This window comes from Burkholderia sp. F1, assembly GCF_050813845.1.
GTDB lineage: Bacteria > Pseudomonadota > Gammaproteobacteria > Burkholderiales > Burkholderiaceae > Burkholderia > Burkholderia ubonensis.
Window position 1 is genome coordinate 2,592,971 of the sequence record NZ_CP172422.1, and the last position, 26,166, is coordinate 2,619,136.

Consider the following 26,166-nt stretch of genomic DNA (forward strand, 5'->3'; position numbering starts at 1 on the left):
TGATCTGAAATCAAAGCAATGTTCTTTATAGTGCAATTCTTGTGCAAAAGTAAAGGAGCCACGCTGCGTTCAGTCGGGCGCTCTGACGTAGTAGATATCCCATTCCGCCTCTTCGATTTTCACGAAGCCATGCCGCTGGTAAAAGCGGTTCGAATCGCTGCCGCGTAGCGCGCCGACCTTGACCGGCAGCGCTCGCGAATCTGCGTCGGCGAAGATCGACGCGAGCACGGCCGAGCCGATTCCCCTTCCCTGATACGCGGGCAGTATGTACAGGTGTTCGAGCACCAGATGCGCATCGACCGGCCTCACCAGAAGGAAGCCGACGGTTACGCCGTTTGCGACGATGAACCAGCAGCATGCGGGATCGAAGGACGACAGGAAACGCGCCCTCGCACGCTGTGGATCGAACCGGCCGACCCGCTCCAGGCTTTCGCGCATTGCGGCGATCCGCATGTGCACCAGCGTCTCGGCATCGTCGCGCGTCGTATCTGCGTATGTCAGTTTCATCCGCCAGCTCTCTTGTCGGCCTGTCAATGTGCGATAGACCCGATTCCGGGTCCGACTGCAATTGTCGGCGATTCACGCGCTCGCGTCGACCATGATTAGTATTTCTATGCATTCACGTCAGCGCAGAGACGTCGCCGTAAGCCCGCGTCGCGCGGCACGGATCATCCAGCCGCGCGACGAAGCCGGATCACGCGTCCGGCAGTATCACCACCTTGCCCTTGACCTGCCGATTCGCCATCCGGGCAATCGCGTCGGCCGCGCCAGAGAGCGGCACGCGCTCGGTGATCACGGGCCGCACCTTGCCCGCCGCGAACCATTCGGCGAGCAGGCGCATATTGGCCGCATGCTGCGCCGGATCGCGGCGCACCGCGTCGCCCCAGAACACGCCGAGGATGTCGCGCTCCTTGAGCAGCGCCAGGTTCAGCGCGATCTTCGGAATCTCGCCGGCGGCGAAACCGACCACGAGATACCGGCCGCGCCACGCGGTCGCGCGCAGCGCCGCCTCGCTGTACGCGCCGCCCACCGGATCGTAGACGACGTCGGCGCCGCGCCCGCCGGTCAGCTCGTCCACGCGGCGACGCAAGTCCTCGGTCGCGTAGTCGATCGTCTCGTCGGCGCCGGCCTCGCGGCACAGCGCCAGCTTGTCGGCCGTCGATGCCGCCGCGATGACGCGCGCGCCGAACGCCTTCGCGATCTCGATCGCCGCGAGCCCGACGCCGCCCGCCGCGCCCAGCACGAGCAGCGTCTCGCCGGGCTGCAGGCGCGCGCGCTGCTGCAGCGCGTGCAGCGACGTGCCGTAGGTCAGCACGAACGCCGCGCCCTGCTCGAACGCCATCCCCGGCGGCAGCGCGGTGATCTGGCGCGCGTCGGCCACGCATTGTTGCGCGAAGCCGCCGTGGCCGGTCGACGCGATCACCGCGTCGCCGGGCCGCCACGCGGTCACGCCGTCGCCGACCGCGTCGATCACGCCGGCCAGTTCCGCGCCGGGCGAGAACGGCAGCGCCGGCTTCGCCTGGTACAGCCCCTGCACGATCAGCGCATCGGGGAAATTGAGCGACGCCGCCTTCACGCGAATCCGCACCTGGCCCGCGGCCGGTTCGGGAATCGCCACATCCTCGATCCGCAAGCGGTCGATCGGACCGAATGCGGTACACAACAGAGCTTTCATGCTTTCCTCTCTCCTTGCGCGGCCTGGCGAGCCGCTTCCTGTTCCTGCAACTGGCGCCACTGGATCTTGCCGGTGCCCGACTTCGGCAGCGCGTCCACGAATTCGACGATGCGCGGCGCCTTGTATGACGCCATGTGCTCGCGCGCCCACGCGACGATCGCGTCTTCGGTCAGCAACCCGCGCCGCGCCGGGTCCGCCACGACGACCGCCTTGACCGTCTCGCCGCGATACGGGTCGATCGAGCCGATCACGCAGACCTCCTGGATTTCCGGATGGCCGTACAGGATCGCCTCCACCTCCGCCGGCCACACCTTGTAGCCGGACGCGTTGATCATCCGCTTGAGGCGGTCCACCATGAAGAAGTAGCCGTCCTCGTCCATGTAGCCGAGATCGCCGGTGCGCAGGAATACTTTCCCGTCGATCTCGACGAACGCGTCGCGTGTCGCGTCGGGGCGCCCCCAGTAGCCGCGCATCACCTGCGGGCCGTGCACGATGATCTCGCCCGTCTCTCCGCGCGGCATCGTGTCGAACGTGACGGGATCGACGACCCGCGCGTCGACGTCGAACACGGGGATGCCGAGGCATTGCCGCTTCGGCCGCTGCGGCGGATTGATATGGGTAGCCGCGATCGTCTCCGACAGCCCGTAGCCTTCGATGTAGTCGATACCGATGCGCTCCGCGAGTCGCTGCGCGACTGCGTCCGGCATCGCCGCGCCGCCGCCGCTCATCCAGCGCAGGCTCGACAGGTCGAATTCGTCGAGCCGCGGGTTCCACAGGAAATCGACTGCCATCGTCGAGATCGACTGCCAGTTGGTCACGCGGTAGCGCTCGATCGCCCACGCGGCCGCGTCGCGGTCCCAGCGCGGCAGCACGACGACCGTCGCGCCGCTGTACAGCGGCGCGTTCATGCCGCCCTGCATGCCGGTCACGTGGAACAGCGGCAGCACCGACAGCATGGTCGCGTCCTGCGTGCAGCCGAACCACTGAACGCCGCCCACGGCCGTGCACATCACGCTGCGATGCGTATGCATGCAGCCCTTCGGCTTGCCGGTCGTGCCCGACGTATAGGGCATCACGCACAGGTCGTCCGGCCCGGTCGTGAGCGGCCCCGGCGCGAGCTGCGCGGCCAGTACGTCGCGCCAGTGCGTCACGCCGGGACCGCTCGCGTTCCGCGGCGCCGTGATGCAATCCGGCGGCGTGAGGCCCGGCGGCCGCTTGAGGTAATCGCTGTAGGTCGCGACGACGACGTGTTCGAGCCCACTCGCGCCGACGAGCGGCCGCACGCGCGGATACAGGTCCTGCGCGGCGAACATCACGCGCGCACCGCTGTCCTCGACGTAATGCTGCAGTTCGTCCGTCAGGTTCATCGGATTGATCGGCACGACCACTGCGCCGGCGCGCAGGATGCCGTAGTAGGCGATCATCCATTGCGGGCTGTTCTGCATGTACAGCAGCACTCGGTCGCCCGTGCGCACGCCGTAGCGTTGCTGCAGGAAACCCGCGATGCGCTCGGCCTCGTCCTTGAACTCCGCGAAGGTGACCGCCGTGTCGTAGAAGACGATGAACGGCTTGCCGGGATAGCGTGCCGCCGCCACCTCCGCGTTGTGGAACAGGTTCGTTTCCGGCAACGTCAGATGGCCGGGCAGATGCGCCGGCCAGTTCGGCGACCTTTCGATGGGCATGGTTCGGCTCCTGTATCAGTGGCGGGCGCGATCAATCGCAGCGCGGACGCGGCGCCCGCGCGCGTGCCGGACGCTTTCCGGTAGAATCCTCGCAGCCTGCCGCCCGGCACTCGCCGGCCATGCCGGGCCACCTCCATCCCGCACCGCACACGCATGGGTAATCCGAAGCGCGACGCCATCACGCTGCTGTCCGCCCCCAACGAAGACCATCCGCAATTCATCACCGCGCTCGCGCGCGGGATGGCGGTGCTGCGTTGCTTCACGCGCGGCGAGCGCTTTCTCGGCAACCAGGACATCGCACGGCGCACGCACCTGCCGAAGCCGACCGTGTCGCGCGTCACGTTCACGCTCACGCAACTCGGCTACCTGCATTACTCGGCGGAACTGGAGAAATATTCGCTCGGCATCGGCGTGCTGAATCTCGGGCACGCGTTCCTGCAGAGCAACGAGGTCGTCGACATCGCGCGCCCGTTCCTGCAGTCCTATGCGGAGTACACGCAAGCGGCAGCGATGCTCGGCGAGTTCGACGGCAAGCAGATGATCCTGCTCGACGTGTGCCAGGGCGATCCGCTGTTCCAGCTGCGGTTCGAACCCGGCTCGCGCGTTCCGCACGGCGCGACCGCGCTCGGCCGCGCGCATCTCGCGGCGCTGCCGGGCGAGCTGTTCGAGCGCTATCTGCGAACCACCCGCGCGAGCAGCCCGCCGGACCAGTGGCCGCAACTCGAGGCCGGGATCGTCGCCGCACGCGAGGACTACGAAAAGCTCGGTTTCTGCCTGTCGCTCGGCGACTGGATGCCCGACCTGTTCGCGGTCGGCGTGCCGATGGTGTCGGCCGATCGCTCGCGCATCCTCGCCTTCAGCTGCAGCGGCCGCGTGTCGACCGTCACGCGCGCGCGCCTGATCGACGATTTCGGCCCTCGGCTCGTCGCGCTGCGCGACGAAGTGTTCGCGCGCGTCGGCGGCCATTTCTAGTCGACGCGCCGGCATCGGCGCGCGCTCAGAACCACTCATCGCGCATGTCGAGCGTCGTCGTGTCGACACGCGCGAGCAGATCGAGCTGTGCGTCCACCTTCGGCAATTCCCAGCGGAAGAAATAGCGGGCGGCGGCACGCTTGCCGTCGTGGAAGTCGCCGTTGCGTCCGTGCGCGGCAAGCGTCACGTCGAGCCACAGCCACGCGACGACGAGATGGCCGAACGCCTCCAGATAGACGCTCGCATTCGCGAGCCGCACCTGCGGATCGCCGAGCGCGCCCAGCTGATGCGTGACGGCGCAGAGCCTGGCCCAGCGCCGCACCAGCGCATCGGCCTGCGCACGCGCGTCGCCGTCCGTCACCCGCGCGCGGGCGACAGTCGCCGCGATACGCGCGTCGAGCACGCGCAGCGCGGCGCCGTCGTCCTGCACGACCTTGCGGCCCAGCAGGTCGAGCGCCTGGATGCCGTGCGTGCCTTCGTGGATCGGATTGAGACGATTGTCGCGATAGAGCCGCTCGACCGCGTAGTCGCGCGTGTAGCCGTAGCCGCCGTGCACCTGGATCGCGAGGTCGTTCGCGGCGACGCACCACTGCGACGGCCAGCTCTTCGCGATCGGCGTCAGGATGTCGAGCAGACGCCCAGCTTCGGCACGGGCATCCGCATCGCCATGCGCGCGCCCATCGTCGACGAGCCGTGCGCAGTACAGAACCAGCGCAAGGCCGCCTTCGACATAGGCCTTCTGCGCGAGCAGCATCCGGCGCACGTCCGGATGCGCGACGATCGCCGCCTGCGGCGCGGCGGCATCCTTGCCGGCCGGTCCGAGCGGACGCCCTTGCGGCCGGTTGCGTGCATAGTCGAGCGCATGCAGGTAGCCCGTGTAGCCGAGCGCCACCGCGCCCGCGCCGACACCGATGCGCGCCTCGTTCATCATGTGGAACATATACGCGAGGCCGTGATTCGGCGCGCCGACCAGATAGCCGATCGCGCCCGCGCGCCCCTCCGGGCGATACCGGGTGCCTTCACCGAAGTTCAGCAGGCAGTTGGTCGTGCCGCGATAGCCCATCTTGTGGTTCAGCCCCGCGAGCACCACGTCGTTGCGCTCGCCGCGCGCGTCGCCAGCGCCCGGCAGATACTTGGGCACGATGAAGAGCGAGATGCCGCGCGTGCCGGGCATCAGCCGGCCATGTTCGTCGGGGATCTTCGCGAGCACCAGGTGGACGATGTTCTCTGTCAGTTCGTGCTCGCCGCCCGAGATCCACATCTTGTTGCCGGTGAGCCGGTAGCGCGGGCCGAGCGGCGATTCGCACTCGAAGTCCGCGCGCGTCGCGATGTCGGACAGCGACGACCCCGCCTGCGGTTCGGACAGGCACATCGTGCCGGAGAAGCGCCCGTCCAGCTCGGGGCGCGCGAACGCGTCGATCTGCGCGGGGCTGCCGTGCGCGACGAGCAGGTTCGCATTGGCGGCGGTCAGGAACGGATAGGCCGACGTCGCGATGTTCGCGGCCTGGAAGAACAGGAACGACGCCGCTTCGACGAGCTTCGGCAGCCGCATGCCGCCGAGCGCTTCGTCATGGCCCGCGGCGATCAGGCCGGCGGCTGCAAATGCGCGCACGGCCGGCTCGACTTCGGGAATCAGCGTGACGCGCTCTCCATCGAAATGCGGTTCCTCGCGATCGCCGCGCGCCGCGTGCGGCGCGAACAGGTCGGCCGCGATCCGCTCGCTGGTGTCGAGCACCGCATCGAAGGTCTCGCGACTGTGCTCCGCGTAGCACGGCAACGCCGCGAGCGCTTCCGCATCGAGCCATTCGTACAGCAGGAACGCGAGATCGCGCCGCGACATCAGCAGGCTCATTGCGAGGCCTCCTGGCGTGCCTGAATCGCCGCAAACCGTCGCTCGCATCGCGCGCTACGGGCATACAGGTCGGCATGCATGCGCTCGATCGGGGCATGTTCCATCACTTGTCTCCTGTCGGGCGGCACAGTGGCGTGCAGCCGAGTAGTTCCGTCTGGCGAAACTTATGGATTGGCTTTGCGGCTAGAAGTGCTGTCGAAAAAATTTAGCACTGTCGTTCGAAAACCGCAACGCTCGATTCACGTCAGCGATATTTATGTTTTCGCAATAATTCCACCGACTATCTTGGCCAGCTGGATGCGATCATGCGGCACGATATAGTTTTGTCTATCGGAACTCTCCCACCAGTGGAATGACCGACAGCCGCAAACGGCAGCCCACACGCATGCGCGATCACTGTGCCCCCGATCACCGTTGCTCGCCGGACACATCGTGCGAATCGACTCTGGAGAACCTGTTTCGCAGCAGGCCCCCTGCGAAGGCAGTCGCAATCAACGACAGATAGCCGATGACGAGAAAATGTCGCCACGTGTCGAGCACGGCGCGGTGCGCGACCAGCACCGCGTCGGGTGCCGGTACGGCGAGATTTCCCGGCGCGATCGCACGCGCCATCTGAACGAATCCCGCCGCCGACAACAGCGGCAAGAGAACGAGCATGCCCAGCAGAACGAACTTCGCGCGACGCAGAAGCGCGTGACGGCGCAAATGAAACCACAGTCCAAGACTGCCGTGCACCCACCCCGGCGCGAGCAGTGCGATCTGCAAGCCCTGCGTGCCGCTCGTGAGCAGCGACACAATGACCCGTTCGTAACTTGGATCGAAGCCGTAAAACGATGTGGCGACGCGCGTTCCAACTACATGGCGTATCAACAGCATCGGCAGGCTGAGTCCCGCCCAGAGGCGGAGCCATTCGGCGGGCGGCAGCGCCCAATGCCGTCGGCTGTAAATGGTGCGGATCGCCAGCGCAAAATGCAGGCCGGCCGCGCCATATAGCAGGATCGTCCCAGGCAGGCTTTGCCAGAGTCCGATCGCCAGGGTCAGGCCGCGCTCCGCGATATCGATTGACCAGATGCCGAGCGCGTGATTGACCAAGTGAATGGAAATATAGAGCCACAGCAAGATGCCCGAACCGAGCTGCAGCCTTCGTGCGGCCTGTCGCATCCCTCCATGCCCCGATGCCGGTTTTCCGGCATCGGGGCCATTCGCGAAGTCCCGCTGCGGTTGGCCTGGAACATTCCCGGCCGGCCTCTTCTCGTCGCTCATCGACGTATCCCCCAGTGCTCTCCGCGCCTGATCGACATACCGGAGAGTGGGTCGATTTATTCCAGCGATGTGCGGCGTCCCGTGCATGACGCTCGCGCCCAAGGCGTCCGTCGCGCGTGTTGGCGCATCTGCCATGTGCCGGCACTGCGGACCGCATCGACAGGAGGACGCGTCAAGTTTTGTACAAGCCCGTGGAACTGCAGGAATAAGTGTCGACCGTTCCGGGTATACCGTCGTGTGAGCACGCCGGATGACGACTGCAGCGTTTCGGTTCCCTCACATTGAAGCGCGCAGAGAAAAGGAGACCGCCGTGTCCAACGTTCTGTCCCACTGGATTCTGATCGGTTGCGACGCATACGACGAGTACGTGTTTGTGCCGTGGCTCAATCAATCCCTGTACCAGCGAACGGTCGCGTTGCGTCGAGTCTGTCTTTTATAAACGAAGCCACCACGACACATTCGCCCCAATGGAACCCGCTCGTGTTTCCGCACGCTTCCTGATGCAAATCCATCACCTTCTCGTCATCTATATCGGAGTCCAAAGTGAACAAGCGAACCATGATTGCTTCCCTGATTCTCTTCGCCGGAGCGAGCATTGCCGTCAGCGCACCCGCTCAGGAAAAGACCCGAGCGCAGGTACGCCAGGAATTGATCGAAGCTCAACGCAATGGCCTGAATTTCATAACGGACACATCGTACCCCGTCGTTGCACCGATCTTCGAACAGCAAGTCAACAGGCTCAAGCAGCAAAACAGCGACAGCGGCATGGGCGCCGCCATGACAGGCGCAAGCGATGCCGGCCGCGTCAAACGGCAAACGCCTCCGTCTGATCCGCCGGCCTGCGTCGGACCGGTCAGCTTCTGCAATATCTATTCTGGCTCTTGATCCGCACGCCACTGTTCCTCTCAGCCTATTGGAGACTGAGCGCTTGATTTGAAGGAGTCCGCATCATGAAAAAGATCGCCCTGTTGGCACTGACGCTCGGCGTCGTCATCAGCTCCACCGCGACTTTTGCACAGTCCGTTCCCGCCGCGCTCACCAGAGCACAGGTCCGCGCCGACCTCATCCGTCTCGAACGGGCCGGATACAATCCGTCGGCCAACGACGAGGCGAGCTATCCTGCGGATATCCAGGCCGCGGAGGCGCGGGCAGCCGCTCAAGATGCGGCCGGCAGCGACCAGAAAGCGGCGGCCGAGTCGATGGGTGGAATGCCGGAGCACGGCGCATCCGAGGCCGGGAAGCCAACGGCGGGGAGTCCGGCGCGTTCCATCTACTCCGGACATTGAGCTTGTCGCGCTCGGGGCGACGTTGCGAGATCGCCCCGACGCCGCGGATCAAGGATCAGCCTCGCGGCATCTGCGCCGCCCTGGACAGCACCCGCACGGGTACCAGGTCATCGCGGCCTCTTACGCGCGCGGCAAGCTGCGGCAGGCCCGCGGCTGAAATGCCGGCATGCTCGAAGACCAGGTCCGAGACGATCGCCTCGCAAGCGACCTCCTTTGTCAATTGCTCGAGTCGCGACGCCACGTTCAGCGGATCGCCGATAGCGGTGAAGGTGACATGCTCGCGAAAGCCGATCTCGCCCATGACCGCGCGACCGCAATGCAATCCGATGCCGAACCGGATCTTCGCTTTCAGCTGCTGCTCGAGCGCGGTGTTGAGCGCGTCGATATTGGCCGCCACCAGCGGCACCGCGTCGAGCGCCTGGCGGCAGGCGGCGGCCGGATCGCTGCTCAAGCCGAATATCGCGAGCACCGCGTCCCCGAGGAACTGGTTCGGCAAGCCGCCGGCCTGCACCACCGCGGAGCTGACTGCGCTCAGGAAGCGGCTGACCACGAACAGGCTGTCGAACGGCAGCTGCGCCGCTGCAAGATTCGTGGAATCCCGCATGTCCACGAACATGAACGCCGCGAATCGCTCTTGCGGCATGACGTCCCGCTGACGCCGCTGCAGGAAGGCGGCAGAGGCCGCCGGCGGCACCAGCGGCCACACGGAGAGATCGTGGGTTGGCCGTAACTGGCAGGCAAGGCGCACGGCCTGCGGATCGGCGCCCAGCCGCTCCAGCACGCGACGCTCGGCGTCGCCCGGCTCGGGCAGCGGCGTATCGCTGAGTACGCGCACCCTGCACAACGTACATCGGGCGCGCCCGCCGCAACTGCTGGCATGGGGAACACCGGCCATGCGGCTTGCCTCGAGCACCGAGAATCCGAGCGGCGCCCGTATCTTTCGCCCGTCCGGATACAGGATGCTGAACCGTCCTGCGCGGCGTTCACGCGCTGTGCGCACCAGTCTCGCACCGAGCACCAGCAACAGCGCCCCACCATCGAAGGTCAGGAAGTCGTTGCGCAACTCGGCGAGCCACCGGTCCTGCGATCCGGTGCCGACCTTTGCCGGCCGAATCGCCTCGGCACGCCAGACCGGGTCCCGCGCGAGCCCGACCACTTCCCGTCCGCCCTGCAGGAAGCCGAGCAGCGCGAGCACGGGGAGCAGAACCGCAGCGCTCAGCAGCACGCTCCGCCATGCGCCAAACCATGGCTTCAATCGCAGCCAGAACCAGACGCCGTAACACCCATGCACCCATGCGACAACCAGGAGCGTCAGCTGCACGCCGCCGAAGAACGGCGAATCGATCCAGAAAGCGTACAGCAGCTGCGCATAGCCCTTGTTCAGGCCGAACTCGGCAAAGGCGATCCGCGTATTCACAAGATGGTTGGCGAGCAGCGGCGGGATGCACAGGCCGAGCACGAGTTGCGCCAGCTCCGCCGGCGTCCAGTGCAACGAGCGCCGTTCGTATAGCGCCCATAGACCGAGGAAGAAATGCGTTGCCAGTGAGCCATACAGCGCGGCCGTTCCAAGCCACCCCTGCCAGACGAACTTCTGCACGAGCAGATCGCGCTCCATCCACGCGAGCGAGATATTCCCCAGCGCGTGATTCAGCAGGTGCGTACCGACGTAGGTGAACACGACCAGCCCGGTGGTCAGCCGGATCGATCGAATACCCACATGCCGCAGCCGTTGACCCATGGGGTCACTCCTTTCCACCGCATCGAGTTACCCCTAAAGCTACCCCCATCGAACGGAGAAAATCAACGGAGCCGACCCATCATCCGGAGCACCGGGAATGCTCAGAAGGGCTTTTGCAGCAAGGGTTTCGGAACCCCACGGCGGAACGCTATGGATTGCGGAAGAAGGAGATGGTGGGCCCGGCGGGGTTCGAACCCGCGACCAATCGATTATGAGTCGACTGCTCTAACCGCTGAGCTACAGGCCCTGATGAGAAGAGAAGCGAAGCGTGCTGCACGCCACCCGGGCAAAGACGCCGGGCCGGCATTGTATCAATAAAAGGGACAAACGCCACCGGTACCGTATCGATACCGGTGGCGTCCAGAGGGGAAACGCGGAGATCAGTTCCCTTCGAGGAACGACTTCAGCTTGTCGGAACGGCTCGGGTGACGCAGCTTGCGCAGCGCCTTCGCCTCGATCTGACGGATCCGCTCACGCGTGACGTCGAACTGCTTGCCGACTTCCTCGAGCGTGTGATCGGTGCTCATCTCGATACCGAAACGCATCCGCAGCACCTTCGCCTCGCGCGGCGTCAGCGAATCGAGCACGTCCTTCACGACGTCGCGCATGCTCGCATGCAGCGCGGCATCCGCCGGCGCGACCGTGTTGTTGTCCTCGATGAAGTCGCCGAGATGGGAATCGTCGTCGTCGCCGATCGGCGTTTCCATCGAGATCGGCTCCTTCGCGATCTTCATGATCTTGCGGATCTTGTCTTCCGGCATTTCCATCTTCTCGGCGAGCGTGGCCGGATCCGGCTCGAGACCGGTTTCCTGCAGGATCTGCCGCGAGATGCGGTTCATCTTGTTGATCGTCTCGATCATGTGAACCGGAATCCGGATCGTGCGCGCCTGGTCCGCGATCGAACGCGTGATGGCCTGGCGGATCCACCACGTCGCATACGTCGAGAACTTGTAGCCGCGACGGTATTCGAACTTGTCCACCGCCTTCATCAGGCCGATGTTGCCTTCCTGGATCAGGTCGAGGAACTGCAGGCCGCGGTTCGTGTACTTCTTCGCGATCGAGATCACGAGACGCAGGTTCGCCTCGGTCATTTCACGCTTCGCCTGGCGCGCCTTCAGTTCGCCCGCCGCCATCTGGCGGTTGGTTTCCTTCAGGTCCTTCAGCGGCAGCACGACGCGCGCCTGCAGGTCGAGCAGGCGCTGCTGCTGTTCGCGGATCGCCGGGATGTTGCGCGACAGCACCGCGCTGTACGAATGCCCTTCGGCTGCGACCTTCTCGGCCCAGTCGAGATCCGTCTCGCTGCCCGGGAAGCGCGCGATGAATTCCGAACGCGGCATCCCGCACTTGTCGACGACGATGTGCAGGATCTGACGCTCGACCTGACGCACCTCGTCCACTTGCGCACGCAACGTGTCGCACAGGCGCTCGACGGTACGCGCGGTGAAGCGGATCGTCATCAGCTCGGTCTGGATCGTTTCCTGCGCCTTCAGGTAGGACTTCGACTTGTAGCCTTCCTTCTCGAACGCGCGGCGCATCTTGTCGAACCATTCGCTGATCTGCGCGAACTTCTCGAGCGATGCGCGCTTGAGGGCTTCGAGCTGGGCAGCGTTGGCGGTCGCCTGCGCGGCGCCGTCATCGTCTTCCTCTTCCTCTTCTTCCTCTTCCTCTTCGGCTTCGTCGTCCTCGTTCTCGATCTCTTCCGCCGCCTTCGCGGAGAAGCCGTCGGTGTCGGTGTCCGACGCATTCGGATCGAGCAGGCCGTCGACGAGCTCGTCGACGCGGCTCTCTTCGTTCGCGACGCGCTCGGCCATCGCGAGGATGTCGGCAATCGTCGTCGGGCACGCGGAAATCGCCATCACCATGTGGCGCAGGCCGTCCTCGATCCGCTTCGCGATCTCGATTTCGCCTTCGCGCGTGAGCAGCTCGACCGTGCCCATCTCGCGCATGTACATCCGGACCGGATCGGTCGTGCGGCCGAATTCGGAATCGACGGTGGACAGCGCGACTTCAGCTTCCTCTTCGACTTCATCGTCCGATGAAGCCGCCGGCGCGTTGTCGTTCAAGAGCAGCGTTTCCGCGTCCGGCGCTTGCTCGTAGACCGCCACGCCCATGTCGTTGAACGTGCCGATGATGCCTTCGAGCGCTTCGGTCTCGGTGAAGTTGTCCGGCAGATGGTCGTTGATCTCGGCATACGTGAGGAAGCCACGCTCCTTGCCGAGCTTGATGAGCGCACGCAGCTTCACGCGGCGCTCTTCGAGCTCCTCGGCCGTGCCGGGCGTGCTCGTCGCGAACGCTTCCTTCAGCAGCGCCTTTTCCTTGGCGCGACGATCGCGCACCTTGGATTTGCCAGGGGCAGCCGCAGCAGGCTGCTCGTCGCTCTGATTTGCGTCGTCATCGACGGATACTTCGTTCAGCTTTTTCGTCATGGAGTTCGCCGTACCGGCTAAATCGACTCGCGGCTGCTGGACGACAGCCGGTTGAACCGTGGGTGCATGAGTAGTACGTACTGCCGTTTCGTCCGCCGCGGCAGCCGCGTCCCTTGCGCTTTTCGCACTTGCCCGCTTCGCCACCGGCTTGGCCGGCCCGGAGTCGGGTCTGGCGGCAGCCCGTGTTCTGGCTGCCTGCGCCGGCGCAGCCTGAGCAGTGCCGGCCGCGGCCTTTTTTCTTGCAGTGGCCGTCGTGGCGGAAGACACCGTCCTGGCGGAAGAAGCAGACTTGGCCGCTGTGACCTTCTTGGTCGGCTCCGTCGAGCCCTTGCCTGTTGCTTTCTTTCCGCCTGTCGTCTTTGCCATCGCGATTCTCGCCTCTGCTTAGAAAACAAACCGCTGGAAACCTTATATTATAGCACGCTGGGGGGCCCTCTCTTGGCGCCCCGGCTGCCTACAGCCCGAGCCGACGCTTCATGTCGGCCCGCTGCTGGTTCAATTCCGTCAATTCAGCCAGCTCCTCGGGTGTGAAGGTGGATTGCCGCGAGAGCCGGTCGAGACGGTCGCAACATGCGTCGTAGCGCATCTTGAGCACCGCCGCCTGAAGCTCCTCCCCCGCGATCCGTTCCTGCTCACGCTGCCGTTCGGGCACCGTCTCGTCGTCCGGATTCTGTAACAGCAGATCGCGGACGTTTTCATCATAGTCCAGAATTTCGCGGAAGATTTCCTCGTAAGTCGCCGCATTCGAGGACGTCCTCAGCACATCCGACAACAATCTGAACTCCGCCCCGTCGCCCAGCGCACGCGCATGGTCGACGACTTCGCCGAACAGCTCGCCGATGCGCGGCAGCGCCCGCAGCGTCGCAACCTGCTCGTCGTCGAGCTGCACGGCGACGCGCGGATGCATCACGAGGTTGCGCAACGCGCGCTTCTCGTTGTCCGTCACGCGGCGCCGGTCGCTGCGCGCCGGCGCCTTGCGTGGCGGCACGTCGATCCGCGTATCGACCTCCGACAGCCCCGCGACCTCCTCGAACGGAATGTCGAGCCGGTCCGCGAACATGTGCATGATCTGCGCGCGCAGCGCATTCGCGGGCAGTGCCTGCAGCAGCGGCTTCGCGTCGAACAGCGCCTTCGCGCGGCCTTCCGGCTGGTCGAGCGCCTTGCCGGCGATCGCCTCGTTCAGCAGGAACTGCGACAGCGGCATCGCCCGCTCGACCTGCTCGGAAAACGCATCGGCGCCGAATTCGCGCACGTAGCTGTCCGGGTCGTGCTCGGTCGGCAGAAAAAGGAACCGGATCGTCCGGTTGTCCGCCGCGTGCGGCAGGCACGCCTCGAGCGCCCGCCGCGCCGCACGGCGCCCGGCCGCGTCGCCGTCGAAGCTGAAGATCACCGTGTCGGTCTGCCGCATCAGCTTTTGCACGTGAATCGGCGTGCACGCAGTGCCGAGCGTCGCGACCGCGTTCGGGAAGCCGAGCTGCGCGAGCGCGACGACGTCCATATAGCCTTCGACGACGAGCACGTACTTGCGCTCGCGGATCGCGAGCCGCGCCTCGAACAGCCCGTACAGCTCGCTGCCCTTGTTAAATAGCGGCGTTTCGGGCGAATTCAAATACTTGGGCTCGCCGCTGCCGAGCACGCGACCGCCGAAGCCGATCACCTGCCCCTTCACGTTGCGGATCGGGAACATGATCCGTTCGCGGAAGCGGTCGTAGCGGCGCGCGACGCCCTGCGCGTCGGTCTTCTCGCTGACGATCACGAGCCCGGACTCGACCAGCGCATCGTCCCGATAGTTGGGAAACGCCGCCTCGAGGTTCTGCCAGCCGTCCGGCGCATAGCCGAGGCCGAACCGGGCCGCGACCTCGCCGGTCAGCCCCCGTTTCTTCAGGTACTGGATCGCCGTGGGCGCGCCGCGCAGCTGCTTGCGGTAGTAGTCGCATGCGGCGGCCATCACGTCGGAGAGCGCGGTCGCCACCGATTTCGATACGGCCGGCTGCGACGGATAGTCGCCGCCTCCACCGCCGCCGCGCGTCGGCGACGGTTCGTGCGGCACGGTCAGGCCGACCGACTGTGCGAGCTCCTGCACGGCTTCAGGGAACGACAGCCCCGCATGCTCCATCAGGAAGCCGATCGCCGTGCCGTGGGCGCCGCAGCCGAAGCAGTGATAGAACTGCTTGGTCGGGCTGACGGTGAACGACGGGCTCTTCTCGTTGTGGAACGGGCACAGCCCCATGAAATTGGCGCCGCCCTTCTTGAGCTGCACGTACCGGCCCACCACGTCGACGATATCGACGCGGTTCAGCAAATCCTGCAGGAACGAATGCGGAATCACCGTGGGATCGAACGGAAAAAAACGATGCGGAGCGACCCGGCGCGCACGATGTCAGCGCACGCCGGGCATGGATTTACTTCGAGAGCGCGGCCTTGACGAGCGCGGAAACGGCGGTCATGTCGGCACGTCCGGCGAGCTTGCCCTTCAGCACGCCCATCACCTTGCCCATGTCCTGCGGGCCGGCCGCACCGGTCTGCGCGACTGCGGCCTGGACTTCGGCGGCCACCTCGGCCTCCGACAGCTGCGCGGGCATGTAGCCGCTCAGCACCGTCAGCTCGGCCTGCTCCTTCGCAACGAGATCGTCGCGGCCCGCCGCCTGGAACTGGCTGATCGAATCCTTGCGCTGCTTGATCATCTTGTCGATCACGGCCGTGACGGCGGCATCGTCGAGCGTGATCTGCTCGTCGACCTCACGCTGCTTGATCGCGGCCATCAGCAGGCGAATCGTCGCGAGACGCTCGGTTTCCTTCGCGCGCATCGCCGCCTTCATGTCTTCGCTGATCTGGTCTTTCAAACTCATCTTTCACCCGGGAATGGAAACGTGAATTCAACGCCCGTTGACGGACGTCAACACAAAAACCCGCTTGGGACACTGTCTCAAGCGGGTTGCTCGAATCCGGCATCGGCGACTCGCGACGGAACCGCCGGTGCGCCGCTCAGCGAACCGCGCGGCGCTACATCATTCAGTACAGCTTCTTCGGCAGCATCTGGCTGCGGATACGCTTGTAGTGACGCTTCACTGCTGCAGCCTTCTTGCGCTTGCGCTCGGCCGTCGGCTTCTCGTAGAACTCCCGCGCACGAAGTTCGGTCAGCAGACCGTTCTTTTCGATCGTGCGCTTGAAGCGACGCATGGCAACTTCAAACGGCTCGTTTTCTTTAACGCGAATGATCGTCATGACCCGACACGTAAAAAAGTTTGCAGGGAAAGATTATTGAGTATAGCAGACCCTTTACACAAACGCATTACTGCGTCAAGCGCCGCGTGCAAACTCCGCCGCCGCCTGCCCGGCGGCCACGCCGGACGCCCACGCCCACTGGAAGTTGTAGCCGCCCAGCCAGCCGGTCACGTCCACCGCTTCGCCGACGAAGAACAGGCCGGGCACCCGCGCGCTCATCAGCGTCGCCGACGACAGCTCGCGCGTATCCACGCCGCCCCGCGTCACCTCGGCCTTCTTGTAGCCCTCGGTGCCGCTCGGCGTCAGCGTCCAGCCGCCGAGCGCCTCCCCGACCTGCCGCAGCGTCTTGTCCGGCAGATCGGCGAGCCGCGTATCGGCGGCCACCCGATGCGTGTCGAGCCACACGTGCGCGAGGCGCGACGGCACCCACTCGGCGAGCAGCGAGCCGACCTGGCGCTTCGACGCGCGCTTGGCCTCGAGCAGATCGGCGACGACGTCGCGCTGCGGCAGCAGGTCGACGTGAATCGGCTCGCCGGGCTGCCAGTAGCTCGAGATCTGCAGGATGCCGGGCCCGGACAGCCCGCGGTGCGTCAGCAGCAAATCCTCGACGAATTCGCCGCCACGCTTCCGGTCGCCGGTCGACACGCGCACCTCGAGCGACACGCCGGACAGCGCGGCGAACGGCGCCCAGTCCTGCTGCGCGAAGGTGAGCGGCACGAGTGCAGGCCGTGTATCGACGAGCTTGTGGCCGAACTGCTTCGCAATCCGGTAGCCGAAGTCGGTCGCGCCGATCTTCGGGATCGACAGGCCACCGGTGGCGATGATCAGCGCGCGCGCCGCGATCGGGCCCGCCTGCGTGTCCAGCGTGAAGCCGTCGGCCGGCGCATGGCGCACCGCGTCGACGACGACCGGCCGGCGCCACGCGATGCCGCCGGCGTTGCACTCGTGCTTCAGCACGTCGATGATCGCATCGCTACCGTGGTCGCAGAACAGCTGGCCCTTGTGCTTTTCGTGCCAGGTCACCCGATGGCGCTTGAGCAGCCCGAGGAAATCGCGCGGCGTGTAGCGCGCGAGCGCCGAGCGGGAAAAATGGGGATTGGCCGACAGGTAGTTGTCGGGGCCCGCGTACAGGTTCGTGAAGTTGCAGCGGCCGCCGCCCGAGATACGGATTTTCTCGGCGAGGCGCGGCGCGTGGTCGACCAGCACGACGCGGCGGCCGAGCTGCCCGGCCACCGCCGCGCTCATCATGCCGGCGGCGCCCGCGCCGATCACGGCGATGTCAAAAGTTTCCATGGCGCGGATTGTACCCGGCCCGCGCCGCCGCCTGCGGCGGGAAGCGCGCGCCTGCTATACTTTTCGGTTACGTTGACATTCAGGCGACGCCGCGCGACACGGCACGCCCTGCCCCATACCATGCTCGTTCTCGGCATCGAAAGCTCCTGTGACGAAACCGGCCTCGCGCTCTACGACACGCAGCGCGGGTTGCTGGCGCACGCCCTCCATTCGCAGATCGCGATGCACCGCGACTACGGCGGCGTCGTGCCCGAACTCGCGTCGCGCGACCACATCCGCCGCGCGCTGCCGCTGCTCGAGGAAGTCATCGCGCAAAGCGGCACGCGGCGCGAGGACATCGACGCGATCGCCTTCACGCAGGGTCCGGGGCTGGCCGGCGCGCTGCTCGTCGGCGCGAGCATCGCGAACGCGCTCGCGCTCGCGTGGAACAAGCCGACCGTCGGCATCCATCATCTCGAAGGCCACCTGCTGTCGCCGCTGCTCGTCGCGGAGCCGCCGCCGTTTCCGTTCGTCGCGCTGCTCGTGTCGGGCGGCCATACGCAACTGATGCGCGTGACCGACGTCGGTGTGTACGAAACGCTCGGCGAGACACTCGACGACGCCGCCGGCGAAGCGTTCGACAAGACCGCGAAGCTGATCGGCCTCGGCTACCCGGGCGGCCCGGAAGTGTCGAAGCTCGCGGAAACCGGCACGCCGGGCGCCGTCGTGCTGCCGCGCCCGATGCTGCACTCCGGCGATCTCGACTTCAGCTTCAGCGGCCTGAAGACCGCCGTGCTGACGCAGATGAAGAAGTTCGAGGCCGCGAAACTGACCGGCGACGCGCTCGAGCGCGCGAAGGCGGATCTCGCGCGCGGTTTCGTCGACGCAGCCGTCGACGTGCTTGTCGCGAAGTCGCTCGCGGCGCTCAAGAAGACGAAGCTCAAACGCCTCGTGGTTGCGGGCGGCGTCGGCGCGAACCGTCAATTGCGCGCCGCGCTGTCGGCCGCCGCCGCGAAGCGCGGCTTCGACGTGCACTACCCGGATCTCGCGCTGTGCACCGACAACGGCGCGATGATCGCGCTCGCGGGCGCGCTGCGGCTCGCGCGCTGGCCCGAGCAGGCGAACGCCGACTATGCGTTCACCGTGAAGCCGCGCTGGGATCTCGCGTCGCTCGCGCGCTGAGCGCGCCCGCCCGCGTCTCGCACGCTGTTTGCAAACACGAAAGGCCGCTCCAATGAGCGGCCTTTCTCTTTCTGCCACAACGAACGAAACGGCGCGTTACGCGGCCAGCCGCTTGTCGCGCTCGATCAGCGCATACGCGCTGTGATTGTGGATCGACTCGAAGTTCTCGGCTTCGAGCACGTAGGCCACGATGCGCTCGTCGGCATCGAGACGCTGCGCGACGTCGCGCACCAGGTCCTCGACGAACTTCGGGTTCTCGTACGCGCGCTCGGTGACGAACTTCTCGTCGGGACGCTTCAGCAGCCCCCACAGTTCGCACGACGCCTCTTCCTCGGCCATCCGGATCAGCGCCTCGACCGGCACGTCGGCTGCGAGCTCGGCATCGATCGTCACGTGCGAGCGCTGATTGTGCGCGCCGTACTGCGAAATCTTCTTCGAGCACGGGCACAGGCTCGTGACCGGCACCAGCACCTTCAGGAACAGCCGGGTCGCGCCGCCGCGGCTTTCGCCCGCGAGCGTCACTTCGTAGTCCAGCAGACTCTGCACGCCCGACACGGGCGCCGTCTTGTTCACGAAATACGGGAACGTCACCTCGATGCGGCCCGCCTCGGCCTCGAGCTTCTCCAGCATCGACGCGAGCATCGTGCGGAACAGCCCGGTCGTCAGCGGCGCGCGATGCTCCTCGAGCAACGCGACGAAACGCGACATGTGCGTGCCCTTCTGGTCGGCCGGCAGATGGACGTCGAGGTTCCAGAGACCGACGGAAGGCTGCACGTCGCCGCTTTCCGTGCGCACCGTCAACGGATGCCGGACCGCCTTCACGCCCACGCGCTGAATCGGAATCTGACGGGTATCCACCGTGCTCTGCACGTCGGGCATCACGAAGGCGGGATTCATCTGGTTCATCTTGTTCAATCCTTTTAAGCCGCGCACGGGACTTCGCGCGCGCCGCCGCAAGCGGCAGGCCGGAAAAACAACATGGGCCCGCAGGCCCATGTTTTCCGCATCAATGAAAGACCGTGCTGCGCCAGTCGCGTCGACGCCGCCATCTGGCGGCGCCGGCTTACGCGACGCGCTTGGCCTGGTCGGCGACGTCGGCCGCCGGATTCAGGAAGCGTTCACGAATCGATTTCGCGATGCCCGCGCCGTCGAGGCCGCATTGCGACAACAGCTTCGCGTGGTCACCGTGATCGATGAAGCGGTCAGGGAGGCCCAATTGTAGTACGGGTCGGATAACCCCACACTCCATCAGGGCTTCGACGCACGCGGAACCCGCGCCGCCCATCACGCAGCCTTCCTCGATCGTGACGATCGCATCGTGCGTTTCGGCCAGCTCGCGCACGAGCGCGGCGTCGACCGGCTTCACGAAGCGCATGTTCGCGACGGTCGCGTCGAGCTCCTCGGCCGCGGCGAGCGACGGCGCGACCATCGTGCCGAACGCGAGGATCGCGATTCGCTTGCCTTGCGGCTGCGACGTGCGGCGGCGCACTTCGCCCTTGCCCAGCGGGATCTCGGTGAATTCCTTCACCGTCGCGACGCCCGTGCCCGCGCCGCGCGGATAGCGCACCGCGGTCGGGTTCGGCTGCTGCAGCGCGGTGTGCAGCATCTGGCGGCATTCGTCCTCGTCGGACGGCGCCATGACCGTCATGTTCGGGATGCAGCGCATGAACGCGAGGTCGTATGCACCCGCGTGCGTCGCGCCGTCCGCGCCGACGAGGCCCGAGCGATCGATTGCGAACACGACCGGCAGGTTCTGCAGCGCGACGTCGTGGATCAGCTGGTCGTACGCGCGCTGCAGGAACGTCGAGTAGATCGCGACGACGGGCTTCAGCCCTTCGGTCGCGAGGCCGCCCGCGAACGTCACCGCATGCTGCTCGGCGATGCCGACGTCGTAGTAGCGATCCTTGAAGCGCTTCTCGAACTCGACCATGCCCGAGCCTTCGCGCATGGCGGGCGTGATGCCGACGACGCGCGAATCGCGCTCCGCCTCGTCGCACAGCCATTCGCCGAACACTTGCGTGTAGGTCTTCTTCGCGGGCGTCGCCGACGGCTTGATGCCTTCCGCCGGATTGAACTTGCCCGGGCCGTGGTACAGCACCGGATCAGCCTCGGCAAGCTTGTAGCCCTGCCCCTTCTTGGTCACGACGTGCAGGAATTGCGGACCGCGCAGTTCCTTGATGTTCTGCAGCGTCGGGATCAGCGAATCGAGATCGTGGCCGTCGATCGGCCCGATGTAGTTGAAGCCGAACTCCTCGAACAGCGTCGCGGGCACGACCATGCCCTTCGCGTGCTCCTCGAGCTTGCGCGCGAGCTCGAGCACCGGCGGCGCGACGCTCAGCACGCGCTCGACGCCCGCGCGCGCGGCCGCATAGAAGCGGCCCGACATCAGGCGGGCGAGATGGCGGTTCAGCGCGCCGACCGGCGGCGAGATCGACATGTCGTTGTCGTTGAGGATCACGAGCAGCTTCGCGTCCTCGCTCACGCCGGCGTTGTTCATCGCCTCGAACGCCATGCCGGCGGTCATCGCGCCATCGCCGATCACCGCGATCGAGAAGCGGTCGTCACCGTTCAGCTGGCTGCCGATCGCCATGCCGAGCGCGGCGGAGATCGACGTGCTCGAGTGTGCGGTGCCGAACGTGTCGTATTCCGATTCCGAGCGGCGCGGGAAGCCCGAGATGCCGTCGAGCTGGCGCAGCGAGTGCATCTGGTCGCGGCGGCCCGTCAGGATCTTGTGCGGATAGGTCTGGTGACCCACGTCCCAGACGATGCGGTCGTTCGGCGTGTTGAACACGTAGTGCAACGCGATCGTCAGCTCGACCGTCCCGAGGTTGGACGACAGATGGCCGCCCGTCTTCGACACGCTGTCGAGGACGAACGAGCGCAGCTCGTCGGCGAGCGGTTGAAGTTGGCGGCGATCGAGACGGCGCAAGTCGGCCGGATCGTCGATAGTTTTCAGCAAGTCGTACATCGTCGTTCCATTGTAGGAAATCAAACGCGCCCGCATTCTGTTGCACGCACCGTAGCGTGTGCGCGGCGGCGGGCTTTCGCGTCAGCTGACCCGGTTCACCACCAGGTCGGCAAGTTCGGCGAGACGCTGCGCGCGCGCGCCGAAAGGTTGCAGCGCGGCGTGCGCGTCGGCGCGCAGTTGCGCGGCCAGCTCGCGCGACGCATCGAGGCCGAGAATCGACACGTAGGTCGGCTTGTCGTTTGCCGCGTCCTTGCCGGCCGTCTTGCCGAGCGTCGCCGAATCGGTCGTCACGTCGAGAATGTCGTCGACGACCTGGAAGGCCAGGCCGACCGCGGCAGCGTAGACGTCGAGCGCGGCCATCGTGTCCGCGGACGGCGTCTCGCCCGCGAGCGCGCCCATCCGCACGGCGGCGCGCAGCAGCGCACCCGTCTTCATCCGGTGCATCGTCTCGAGCTGCTCGCGCGTGAGCTTCGTGCCGACGCTCGCCAGGTCGATCGCCTGCCCGCCGGCCATGCCGATCGAGCCGCTCGCCAGCGCCAGCTCGCGCACGAGCGCGGCCTGCTGCGCCGGCGTCAGCGCCTCGACGTCCGTCAGCGCGACGAACGCCTGCGACTGCAGCGCGTCGCCGACCAGCAGCGCGGTCGGCTCGTCGTACTGCACGTGCACGGTCGGCTTGCCGCGCCGCAGCGCGTCGTCGTCCATGCACGGCATGTCGTCGTGCACGAGCGAATAGACGTGGATCATCTCCAGCGCCGCCGCCGCCGCATTGCGCGCCGCCTCGGTGGCGCCGGTCAGCTCGCCCGCTGCATGGCACAGCAGCGGACGCACGCGCTTGCCGCCCCCGAGGACCGCGTAGCGCATCGCTTCGTGGAGTTGTGCGGGCACCACAGTTTCGGCCGGCAGGTAGTGGCCGAGTGCATCCTCGACACGGTCAAGCACAGACCGCATCCATTGTTCGAATGTCATAGATCGTCGTCTTCGCCGTCCGTGGCGGCCGCTCCGGCCGAAAGCGGCTTCAGGGCCGCACCGTCAAGCACGCGCACCTGCTGCTCTACTTTTTCGAGCTGCTGTTGGCAAAACGCAACAAGTGCGGCCCCACGGCGATAGGCCGCGAGCGAATCCTCGAGGCTCAACGCGCCGCCTTCCATCCGGGCAACCAGCGCCTCGAGCTCCGCGAGCGCCGTCTCGTAATTGTCCGGCAACGGCTCGGTGCCATTGCCGGGCGGCGTGGCGCCTGGGGATGCGGTTTTCGCCATGGACAAAGTGTCAAATTTCAAAACAAGTCGGACATTCTACGGCAAAAGAGAATTTTCCGACCTGCCGACTTGGTGCGTCAGGCGCGCGCTCCTGCCCCACCTTTGGTGCAAATCGTGCCCTTCCGGATGGCCGCCCGACAAAAAATTGACACAAATCAGGCACTTAATACTGGCCTTGCCGAGGGAACCGGGTATAATTCCCCGTTTCCCTAAATCGATTTTTCGATGGTTGGGTTGTTCACTGCTTTCACGCTATCACCGGGAGTGGGAATGTCCAATCTGAGCGATGCGCTTCAGTTGAAGTCGGCTCATAGCCAGCTTCCAGTCACTGCATACTTCGATGAGGCGCTGTTAACGCGCGAAATCGAAACACTCTTCAAGAAAGGACCTCGCTACGTCGGGCACGAATTGATGGTGCCCGAGGCGGGAGATTATTTTGCGCTGCCGTCCGAGAAGGAAGGCCGCGTGCTGGTCCGCAACCCGGCGAACCAGGTCGAACTGCTGTCGAACGTGTGCCGCCACCGGCAGGCGATCATGCTGAACGGGCGCGGCCACGCGCAGAACATCGTGTGCCCGCTGCACCGCTGGACGTACGATCTGGAAGGCCAGTTGCTCGGCGCACCGCACTTCCCCGACAAGCCCTGCCTGAACCTCGGCAAGTCGCCGCTGCAGAACTGGCAGGGGCTGCTGTTCGAGGCGGAAGGCCGCAACGTCGCGCGCGATCTCGCGAACCTCGGCACGAAGCATCACTTCGATTTCTCGGAGTACCAGTTCGATCACGTCGAAGTCCACGAGTGCGACTATAACTGGAAGACCTTCATCGAGGTCTACCTCGAGGATTACCACGTCGTCCCGTTCCACCCGGGCCTCGGCAGCTTCGTGTCGTGCGACGACCTGAAGTGGGAGTTCGGCGACTGGTACAGCGTGCAGACGGTCGGCGTGCACAACGCGCTCGCGAAGCCGGGCAGCGCGACGTACAAGAAGTGGCACGAGCAGGTGCTGAAGTTCCGCAACGGCGTGCCGCCGGAGTTCGGCGCGATCTGGATGGTCTACTACCCGGGCCTGATGATCGAGTGGTATCCGCACGTGCTCGTCGTGTCGTGGCTGATTCCGCGCGGGCCGCAGAAGACGACCAACATCGTCGAGTTCTATTATCCCGAGGAAATCGCGCTGTTCGAGCGCGAGTTCGTCGAGGCGGAACGCGCGGCGTACATGGAGACGGCGATCGAGGACGACGAGATCGCGATGCGCATGGACGCCGGCCGCCGCGCGCTGATGGAGCGCGGCGAATCGCAGGTCGGCCCGTACCAGAGCCCGATGGAAGACGGCATGCAGCACTTCCACGAGTTCCTGCGCCGCCAGCTGGGCGACATCTGACGCCGGCATGCTGTTCAAGCATCACGATGCGTGACGAAAAGACGGGCTGCGACCCGTCTTTTTTTGTTTAGACTTAGAACATCAGGCCGTTTGCTCAATCAGGAGCCGTCATGACACATACTCATTACACCACGCTCATCTCCGCGGCCAATCTCGCCGAACGCCTCGCGGCCGCGCCCGCCAGCGTCGCGCTGTTCGACTGCCGCTTCGATCTCGCCGATACCGGCGCGGGCGAAGCCGCGTACGCGGCCGGACACATCCCGGGCGCGCAGTACCTGCATCTCGATCGTGACCTGTCCGGCCGAAAGACCGGCACCAACGGCCGCCATCCGCTGCCGACGCGCGACGCGCTCGTCGCCACGCTGGTCGACCGGGGGCTGAAGCAAGGCCAGCAGGTCGTCGCATACGATGCGCAGGGCGGCTCCTATGCGGCGCGCCTGTGGTGGCTGCTGCGCTGGCTCGGCCACGATTCGGTTGCCGTCCTCGACGGCGGGCTGCAGGCATGGCAAGCGGCCGGCCAGCCGCTGACGACCGAAACGCCGCATCCGTCGCGCGGTGACTTCCGCGCGCAGGCGCCGCTCGAATCGACGGTCGATGCGCAGGCCGTGCTCGCGAACCTGACGTCGCATGCGCGCCTCGTGATCGATGCGCGCGCGGCGGACCGCTATCGCGGCGAGAACGAAACGATCGATCCGGTTGGCGGTCACATTCCGGGCGCGCGCAACCGCTTCTTCAAGGACAACCTGGCCGCGGACGGCCGCTTCAAGACCGGCCACGAACTGCGCGAGACGTTTTCCGCGCTGCTGGCCGGCACCGAGCCGAACCTCGCGATCCTGCAATGCGGCTCGGGCGTGACCGCCTGCCACAACGCGCTCGCGATGGAAGTCGCGGGCCTGCACGGCGCGTCGCTCTACCCCGGCTCGTGGAGCGAATGGTGCGCCGATCCGTCGCGGCCGGTTGCGACCGGCCCGAATCCGTAAGCCATCCGGCAGGCGCACGTCGACGACGCGGCGGCTTCGGCCGCCGCGTTCCGTTTACATCACGCCGTACTTGTGGAACCACGCGATCGCGCGCTTCCACCCGTCCTCGGCATCGGCCTTCACATAGCTCGGCCGGTAATCCGCGAAGAACGCGTGGCCCGCATCGGGATACACGACGATCTCCGACTCCCGCGCGAGCTTCGAGTCGCTCTTCCCGATCTGCGCACGCATGTCCGCGAGCGATGCCTGCGTGATGTTCGCGTCCTTCTCCCCGTACAGGCCGAGCACGGGCACCTTGAGCGTCGACGCATGATCGACCGGATTGAACGGCGTCATCTCGTCGGTCTTGCCTTCGACGAACCCGTACCACGCGATCGCCGCGCGCACCTGCGGATTGTGCTCCGCATACAGCCACGCCTGACGGCCGCCCCAGCAGAACCCCGTCACACCGACGCGCGCCAGGTCGCCGCCGTTCTTGCCCGCCCACGCGAGCGTCGCATCGAGATCCTCGGTAACCTGCCGGTCCGGCACCTTGCTGACGATGTTGTCGATCACCCCCTGGATCGTCGGATACTTCGACGCATCGCCCTGCCGCGCGAACAGGTCGGGCGCGATCGCCAGATAGCCGAGCTTCGCGAAACGGCGGCAGATGTCGGCGATGTGCGCATGCACGGCGAAGATCTCGTGAATCACGATGACGACCGGCAGGTTGGTCTTGTCCTGCGGCTGCGCGCGATACGCGGGCACGCTCGCGTCGCCCGAGCGGATCTCGATGGTGCCGGCGTCCAGCCCGGCGCTGCCGGTCGTGATCGTCTGCGCCGACACGGGCAGCACCGCCGCCGCGAAGGCGCTGCCGAGCGAAGCCTGCATGAACTTTCGGCGCGAAAACGGAACGTGGGGAACCAGGCTGTCGACTTCGGGTTTCAACATGAATGCACTCCTCGATTGAGCGCCGCCGGCACGCCGACGACTTCGGCATGACGGGGCATCGCGCCGGCCCGCGACACAGGCG

22 protein-coding genes and 1 tRNA gene are annotated in these 26,166 nt (G+C 66.0%); 6 read left to right on the forward strand and 17 right to left on the reverse strand.

Features of this window, described 5'->3' with window-relative positions:
- Positions 1 to 69: 69 nt before the first annotated feature.
- From ACFIMZ_RS30105 to ACFIMZ_RS30115, 3 genes are all read right to left on the reverse strand, one after another.
- Entirely contained in the window at positions 70 to 507 is a 438-nt protein-coding gene (locus ACFIMZ_RS30105) for a GNAT family N-acetyltransferase (protein WP_431825400.1), read from the reverse strand.
- Positions 508 to 694: 187 nt separating this feature from the next.
- Entirely contained in the window at positions 695 to 1,675 is a 981-nt protein-coding gene (locus tag ACFIMZ_RS30110) for an NADPH:quinone oxidoreductase family protein (RefSeq protein WP_431823100.1), read from the reverse strand.
- Entirely contained in the window at positions 1,672 to 3,357 is a 1,686-nt protein-coding gene (locus tag ACFIMZ_RS30115) for a long-chain fatty acid--CoA ligase (RefSeq protein WP_431823101.1), read from the reverse strand. The genes ACFIMZ_RS30110 and ACFIMZ_RS30115 overlap by 4 nt, the downstream gene beginning before the upstream one ends.
- Before the next feature lie 153 nt (positions 3,358 to 3,510).
- On the opposite strand from ACFIMZ_RS30115, the gene ACFIMZ_RS30120 reads away from it, so the two are divergent.
- Positions 3,511 to 4,329, forward strand: coding sequence for an IclR family transcriptional regulator (locus ACFIMZ_RS30120; RefSeq protein ID WP_431823102.1), 819 nt, complete (start codon positions 3,511 to 3,513; stop codon positions 4,327 to 4,329).
- A gap of 25 nt (positions 4,330 to 4,354) precedes the next feature.
- Here the strand turns inward: ACFIMZ_RS30120 and ACFIMZ_RS30125 are convergent, their stop codons facing one another.
- Positions 4,355 to 6,181, reverse strand: a complete 1,827-nt coding sequence (locus ACFIMZ_RS30125; RefSeq protein ID WP_431823103.1) for an acyl-CoA dehydrogenase — start codon at positions 6,179 to 6,181, stop codon at positions 4,355 to 4,357.
- Positions 6,182 to 6,589: 408 nt separating this feature from the next.
- On the reverse strand, positions 6,590 to 7,342 hold the full coding sequence (locus ACFIMZ_RS30130; protein WP_431825401.1) for a hypothetical protein: 753 nt from the start codon (positions 7,340 to 7,342) through the stop codon (positions 6,590 to 6,592).
- Between the two features lie 645 nt (positions 7,343 to 7,987).
- Between ACFIMZ_RS30130 and ACFIMZ_RS30135 the strand changes: the two genes are divergently transcribed.
- A complete protein-coding gene (locus ACFIMZ_RS30135; protein ID WP_431823104.1) occupies positions 7,988 to 8,329 on the forward strand; it encodes a DUF4148 domain-containing protein in 342 nt (113 codons plus the stop codon).
- 65 nt (positions 8,330 to 8,394) lie between these two features.
- The gene (locus ACFIMZ_RS30140) at positions 8,395 to 8,730 is read left to right on the forward strand and encodes a DUF4148 domain-containing protein (protein WP_431823105.1); all 336 of its coding nucleotides are present in this window, start codon (positions 8,395 to 8,397) and stop codon (positions 8,728 to 8,730) included.
- A gap of 55 nt (positions 8,731 to 8,785) precedes the next feature.
- Here ACFIMZ_RS30140 and ACFIMZ_RS30145 read toward each other — a convergent pair whose 3' ends face one another.
- The 7 genes from ACFIMZ_RS30145 to ACFIMZ_RS30175 form a co-directional block, all read right to left on the reverse strand.
- Entirely contained in the window at positions 8,786 to 10,468 is a 1,683-nt protein-coding gene (locus tag ACFIMZ_RS30145) for an adenylate/guanylate cyclase domain-containing protein (protein ID WP_431823106.1), read from the reverse strand.
- A 171-nt stretch (positions 10,469 to 10,639) separates the two neighbouring features.
- A tRNA-Ile gene (locus tag ACFIMZ_RS30150) sits at positions 10,640 to 10,715 on the reverse strand.
- Between the two features lie 133 nt (positions 10,716 to 10,848).
- Positions 10,849 to 13,260: an RNA polymerase sigma factor RpoD gene (gene rpoD / locus ACFIMZ_RS30155; protein ID WP_431823107.1), complete on the reverse strand. Its 2,412-nt coding sequence runs from the start codon at positions 13,258 to 13,260 to the stop codon at positions 10,849 to 10,851.
- A gap of 88 nt (positions 13,261 to 13,348) precedes the next feature.
- On the reverse strand, positions 13,349 to 15,223 hold the full coding sequence (gene dnaG, locus ACFIMZ_RS30160; RefSeq protein ID WP_431823108.1) for a DNA primase: 1,875 nt from the start codon (positions 15,221 to 15,223) through the stop codon (positions 13,349 to 13,351).
- Between the two features lie 73 nt (positions 15,224 to 15,296).
- On the reverse strand, positions 15,297 to 15,743 hold the full coding sequence (locus tag ACFIMZ_RS30165; protein WP_431823109.1) for a GatB/YqeY domain-containing protein: 447 nt from the start codon (positions 15,741 to 15,743) through the stop codon (positions 15,297 to 15,299).
- Between the two features lie 163 nt (positions 15,744 to 15,906).
- A complete protein-coding gene (gene rpsU / locus ACFIMZ_RS30170) occupies positions 15,907 to 16,119 on the reverse strand; it encodes a 30S ribosomal protein S21 (RefSeq protein ID WP_004190342.1) in 213 nt (70 codons plus the stop codon).
- 75 nt (positions 16,120 to 16,194) lie between these two features.
- Positions 16,195 to 17,412 carry an NAD(P)/FAD-dependent oxidoreductase gene (locus ACFIMZ_RS30175; protein WP_431823110.1) on the reverse strand — a complete coding sequence of 406 codons (1,218 nt, stop codon included), beginning with the start codon at positions 17,410 to 17,412 and terminating at the stop codon, positions 16,195 to 16,197.
- A 120-nt stretch (positions 17,413 to 17,532) separates the two neighbouring features.
- Between ACFIMZ_RS30175 and tsaD the strand changes: the two genes are divergently transcribed.
- On the forward strand, positions 17,533 to 18,573 hold the full coding sequence (tsaD, locus tag ACFIMZ_RS30180) for a tRNA (adenosine(37)-N6)-threonylcarbamoyltransferase complex transferase subunit TsaD (RefSeq protein ID WP_060233865.1): 1,041 nt from the start codon (positions 17,533 to 17,535) through the stop codon (positions 18,571 to 18,573).
- 96 nt (positions 18,574 to 18,669) lie between these two features.
- Here the strand turns inward: tsaD and folE2 are convergent, their stop codons facing one another.
- From folE2 to ACFIMZ_RS30200, 4 genes are all read right to left on the reverse strand, one after another.
- Positions 18,670 to 19,479, reverse strand: a complete 810-nt coding sequence (gene folE2, locus ACFIMZ_RS30185) for a GTP cyclohydrolase FolE2 (protein WP_060001986.1) — start codon at positions 19,477 to 19,479, stop codon at positions 18,670 to 18,672.
- Positions 19,480 to 19,636: 157 nt separating this feature from the next.
- Positions 19,637 to 21,541 carry a 1-deoxy-D-xylulose-5-phosphate synthase gene (gene dxs / locus ACFIMZ_RS30190; RefSeq protein ID WP_431823111.1) on the reverse strand — a complete coding sequence of 635 codons (1,905 nt, stop codon included), beginning with the start codon at positions 21,539 to 21,541 and terminating at the stop codon, positions 19,637 to 19,639.
- Positions 21,542 to 21,622: 81 nt separating this feature from the next.
- Entirely contained in the window at positions 21,623 to 22,507 is an 885-nt protein-coding gene (locus ACFIMZ_RS30195) for a polyprenyl synthetase family protein (RefSeq protein ID WP_431823112.1), read from the reverse strand.
- Positions 22,504 to 22,797 (reverse strand): exodeoxyribonuclease VII small subunit, encoded by a 294-nt coding sequence (locus ACFIMZ_RS30200; RefSeq protein ID WP_431823113.1) that lies wholly within the window; start codon positions 22,795 to 22,797, stop codon positions 22,504 to 22,506. The genes ACFIMZ_RS30195 and ACFIMZ_RS30200 overlap by 4 nt, the downstream gene beginning before the upstream one ends.
- A gap of 270 nt (positions 22,798 to 23,067) precedes the next feature.
- Here ACFIMZ_RS30200 and ACFIMZ_RS30205 point away from each other — a divergent pair, with 270 nt between their 5' ends.
- Positions 23,068 to 24,174, forward strand: coding sequence for an aromatic ring-hydroxylating oxygenase subunit alpha (locus ACFIMZ_RS30205; RefSeq protein ID WP_431823114.1), 1,107 nt, complete (start codon positions 23,068 to 23,070; stop codon positions 24,172 to 24,174).
- A gap of 110 nt (positions 24,175 to 24,284) precedes the next feature.
- Positions 24,285 to 25,154: a sulfurtransferase gene (locus tag ACFIMZ_RS30210; protein WP_431823115.1), complete on the forward strand. Its 870-nt coding sequence runs from the start codon at positions 24,285 to 24,287 to the stop codon at positions 25,152 to 25,154.
- 54 nt (positions 25,155 to 25,208) lie between these two features.
- Here ACFIMZ_RS30210 and ACFIMZ_RS30215 read toward each other — a convergent pair whose 3' ends face one another.
- Positions 25,209 to 26,084 carry a dienelactone hydrolase family protein gene (locus ACFIMZ_RS30215; RefSeq protein WP_431823116.1) on the reverse strand — a complete coding sequence of 292 codons (876 nt, stop codon included), beginning with the start codon at positions 26,082 to 26,084 and terminating at the stop codon, positions 25,209 to 25,211.
- Positions 26,085 to 26,166 lie beyond the last annotated feature (82 nt).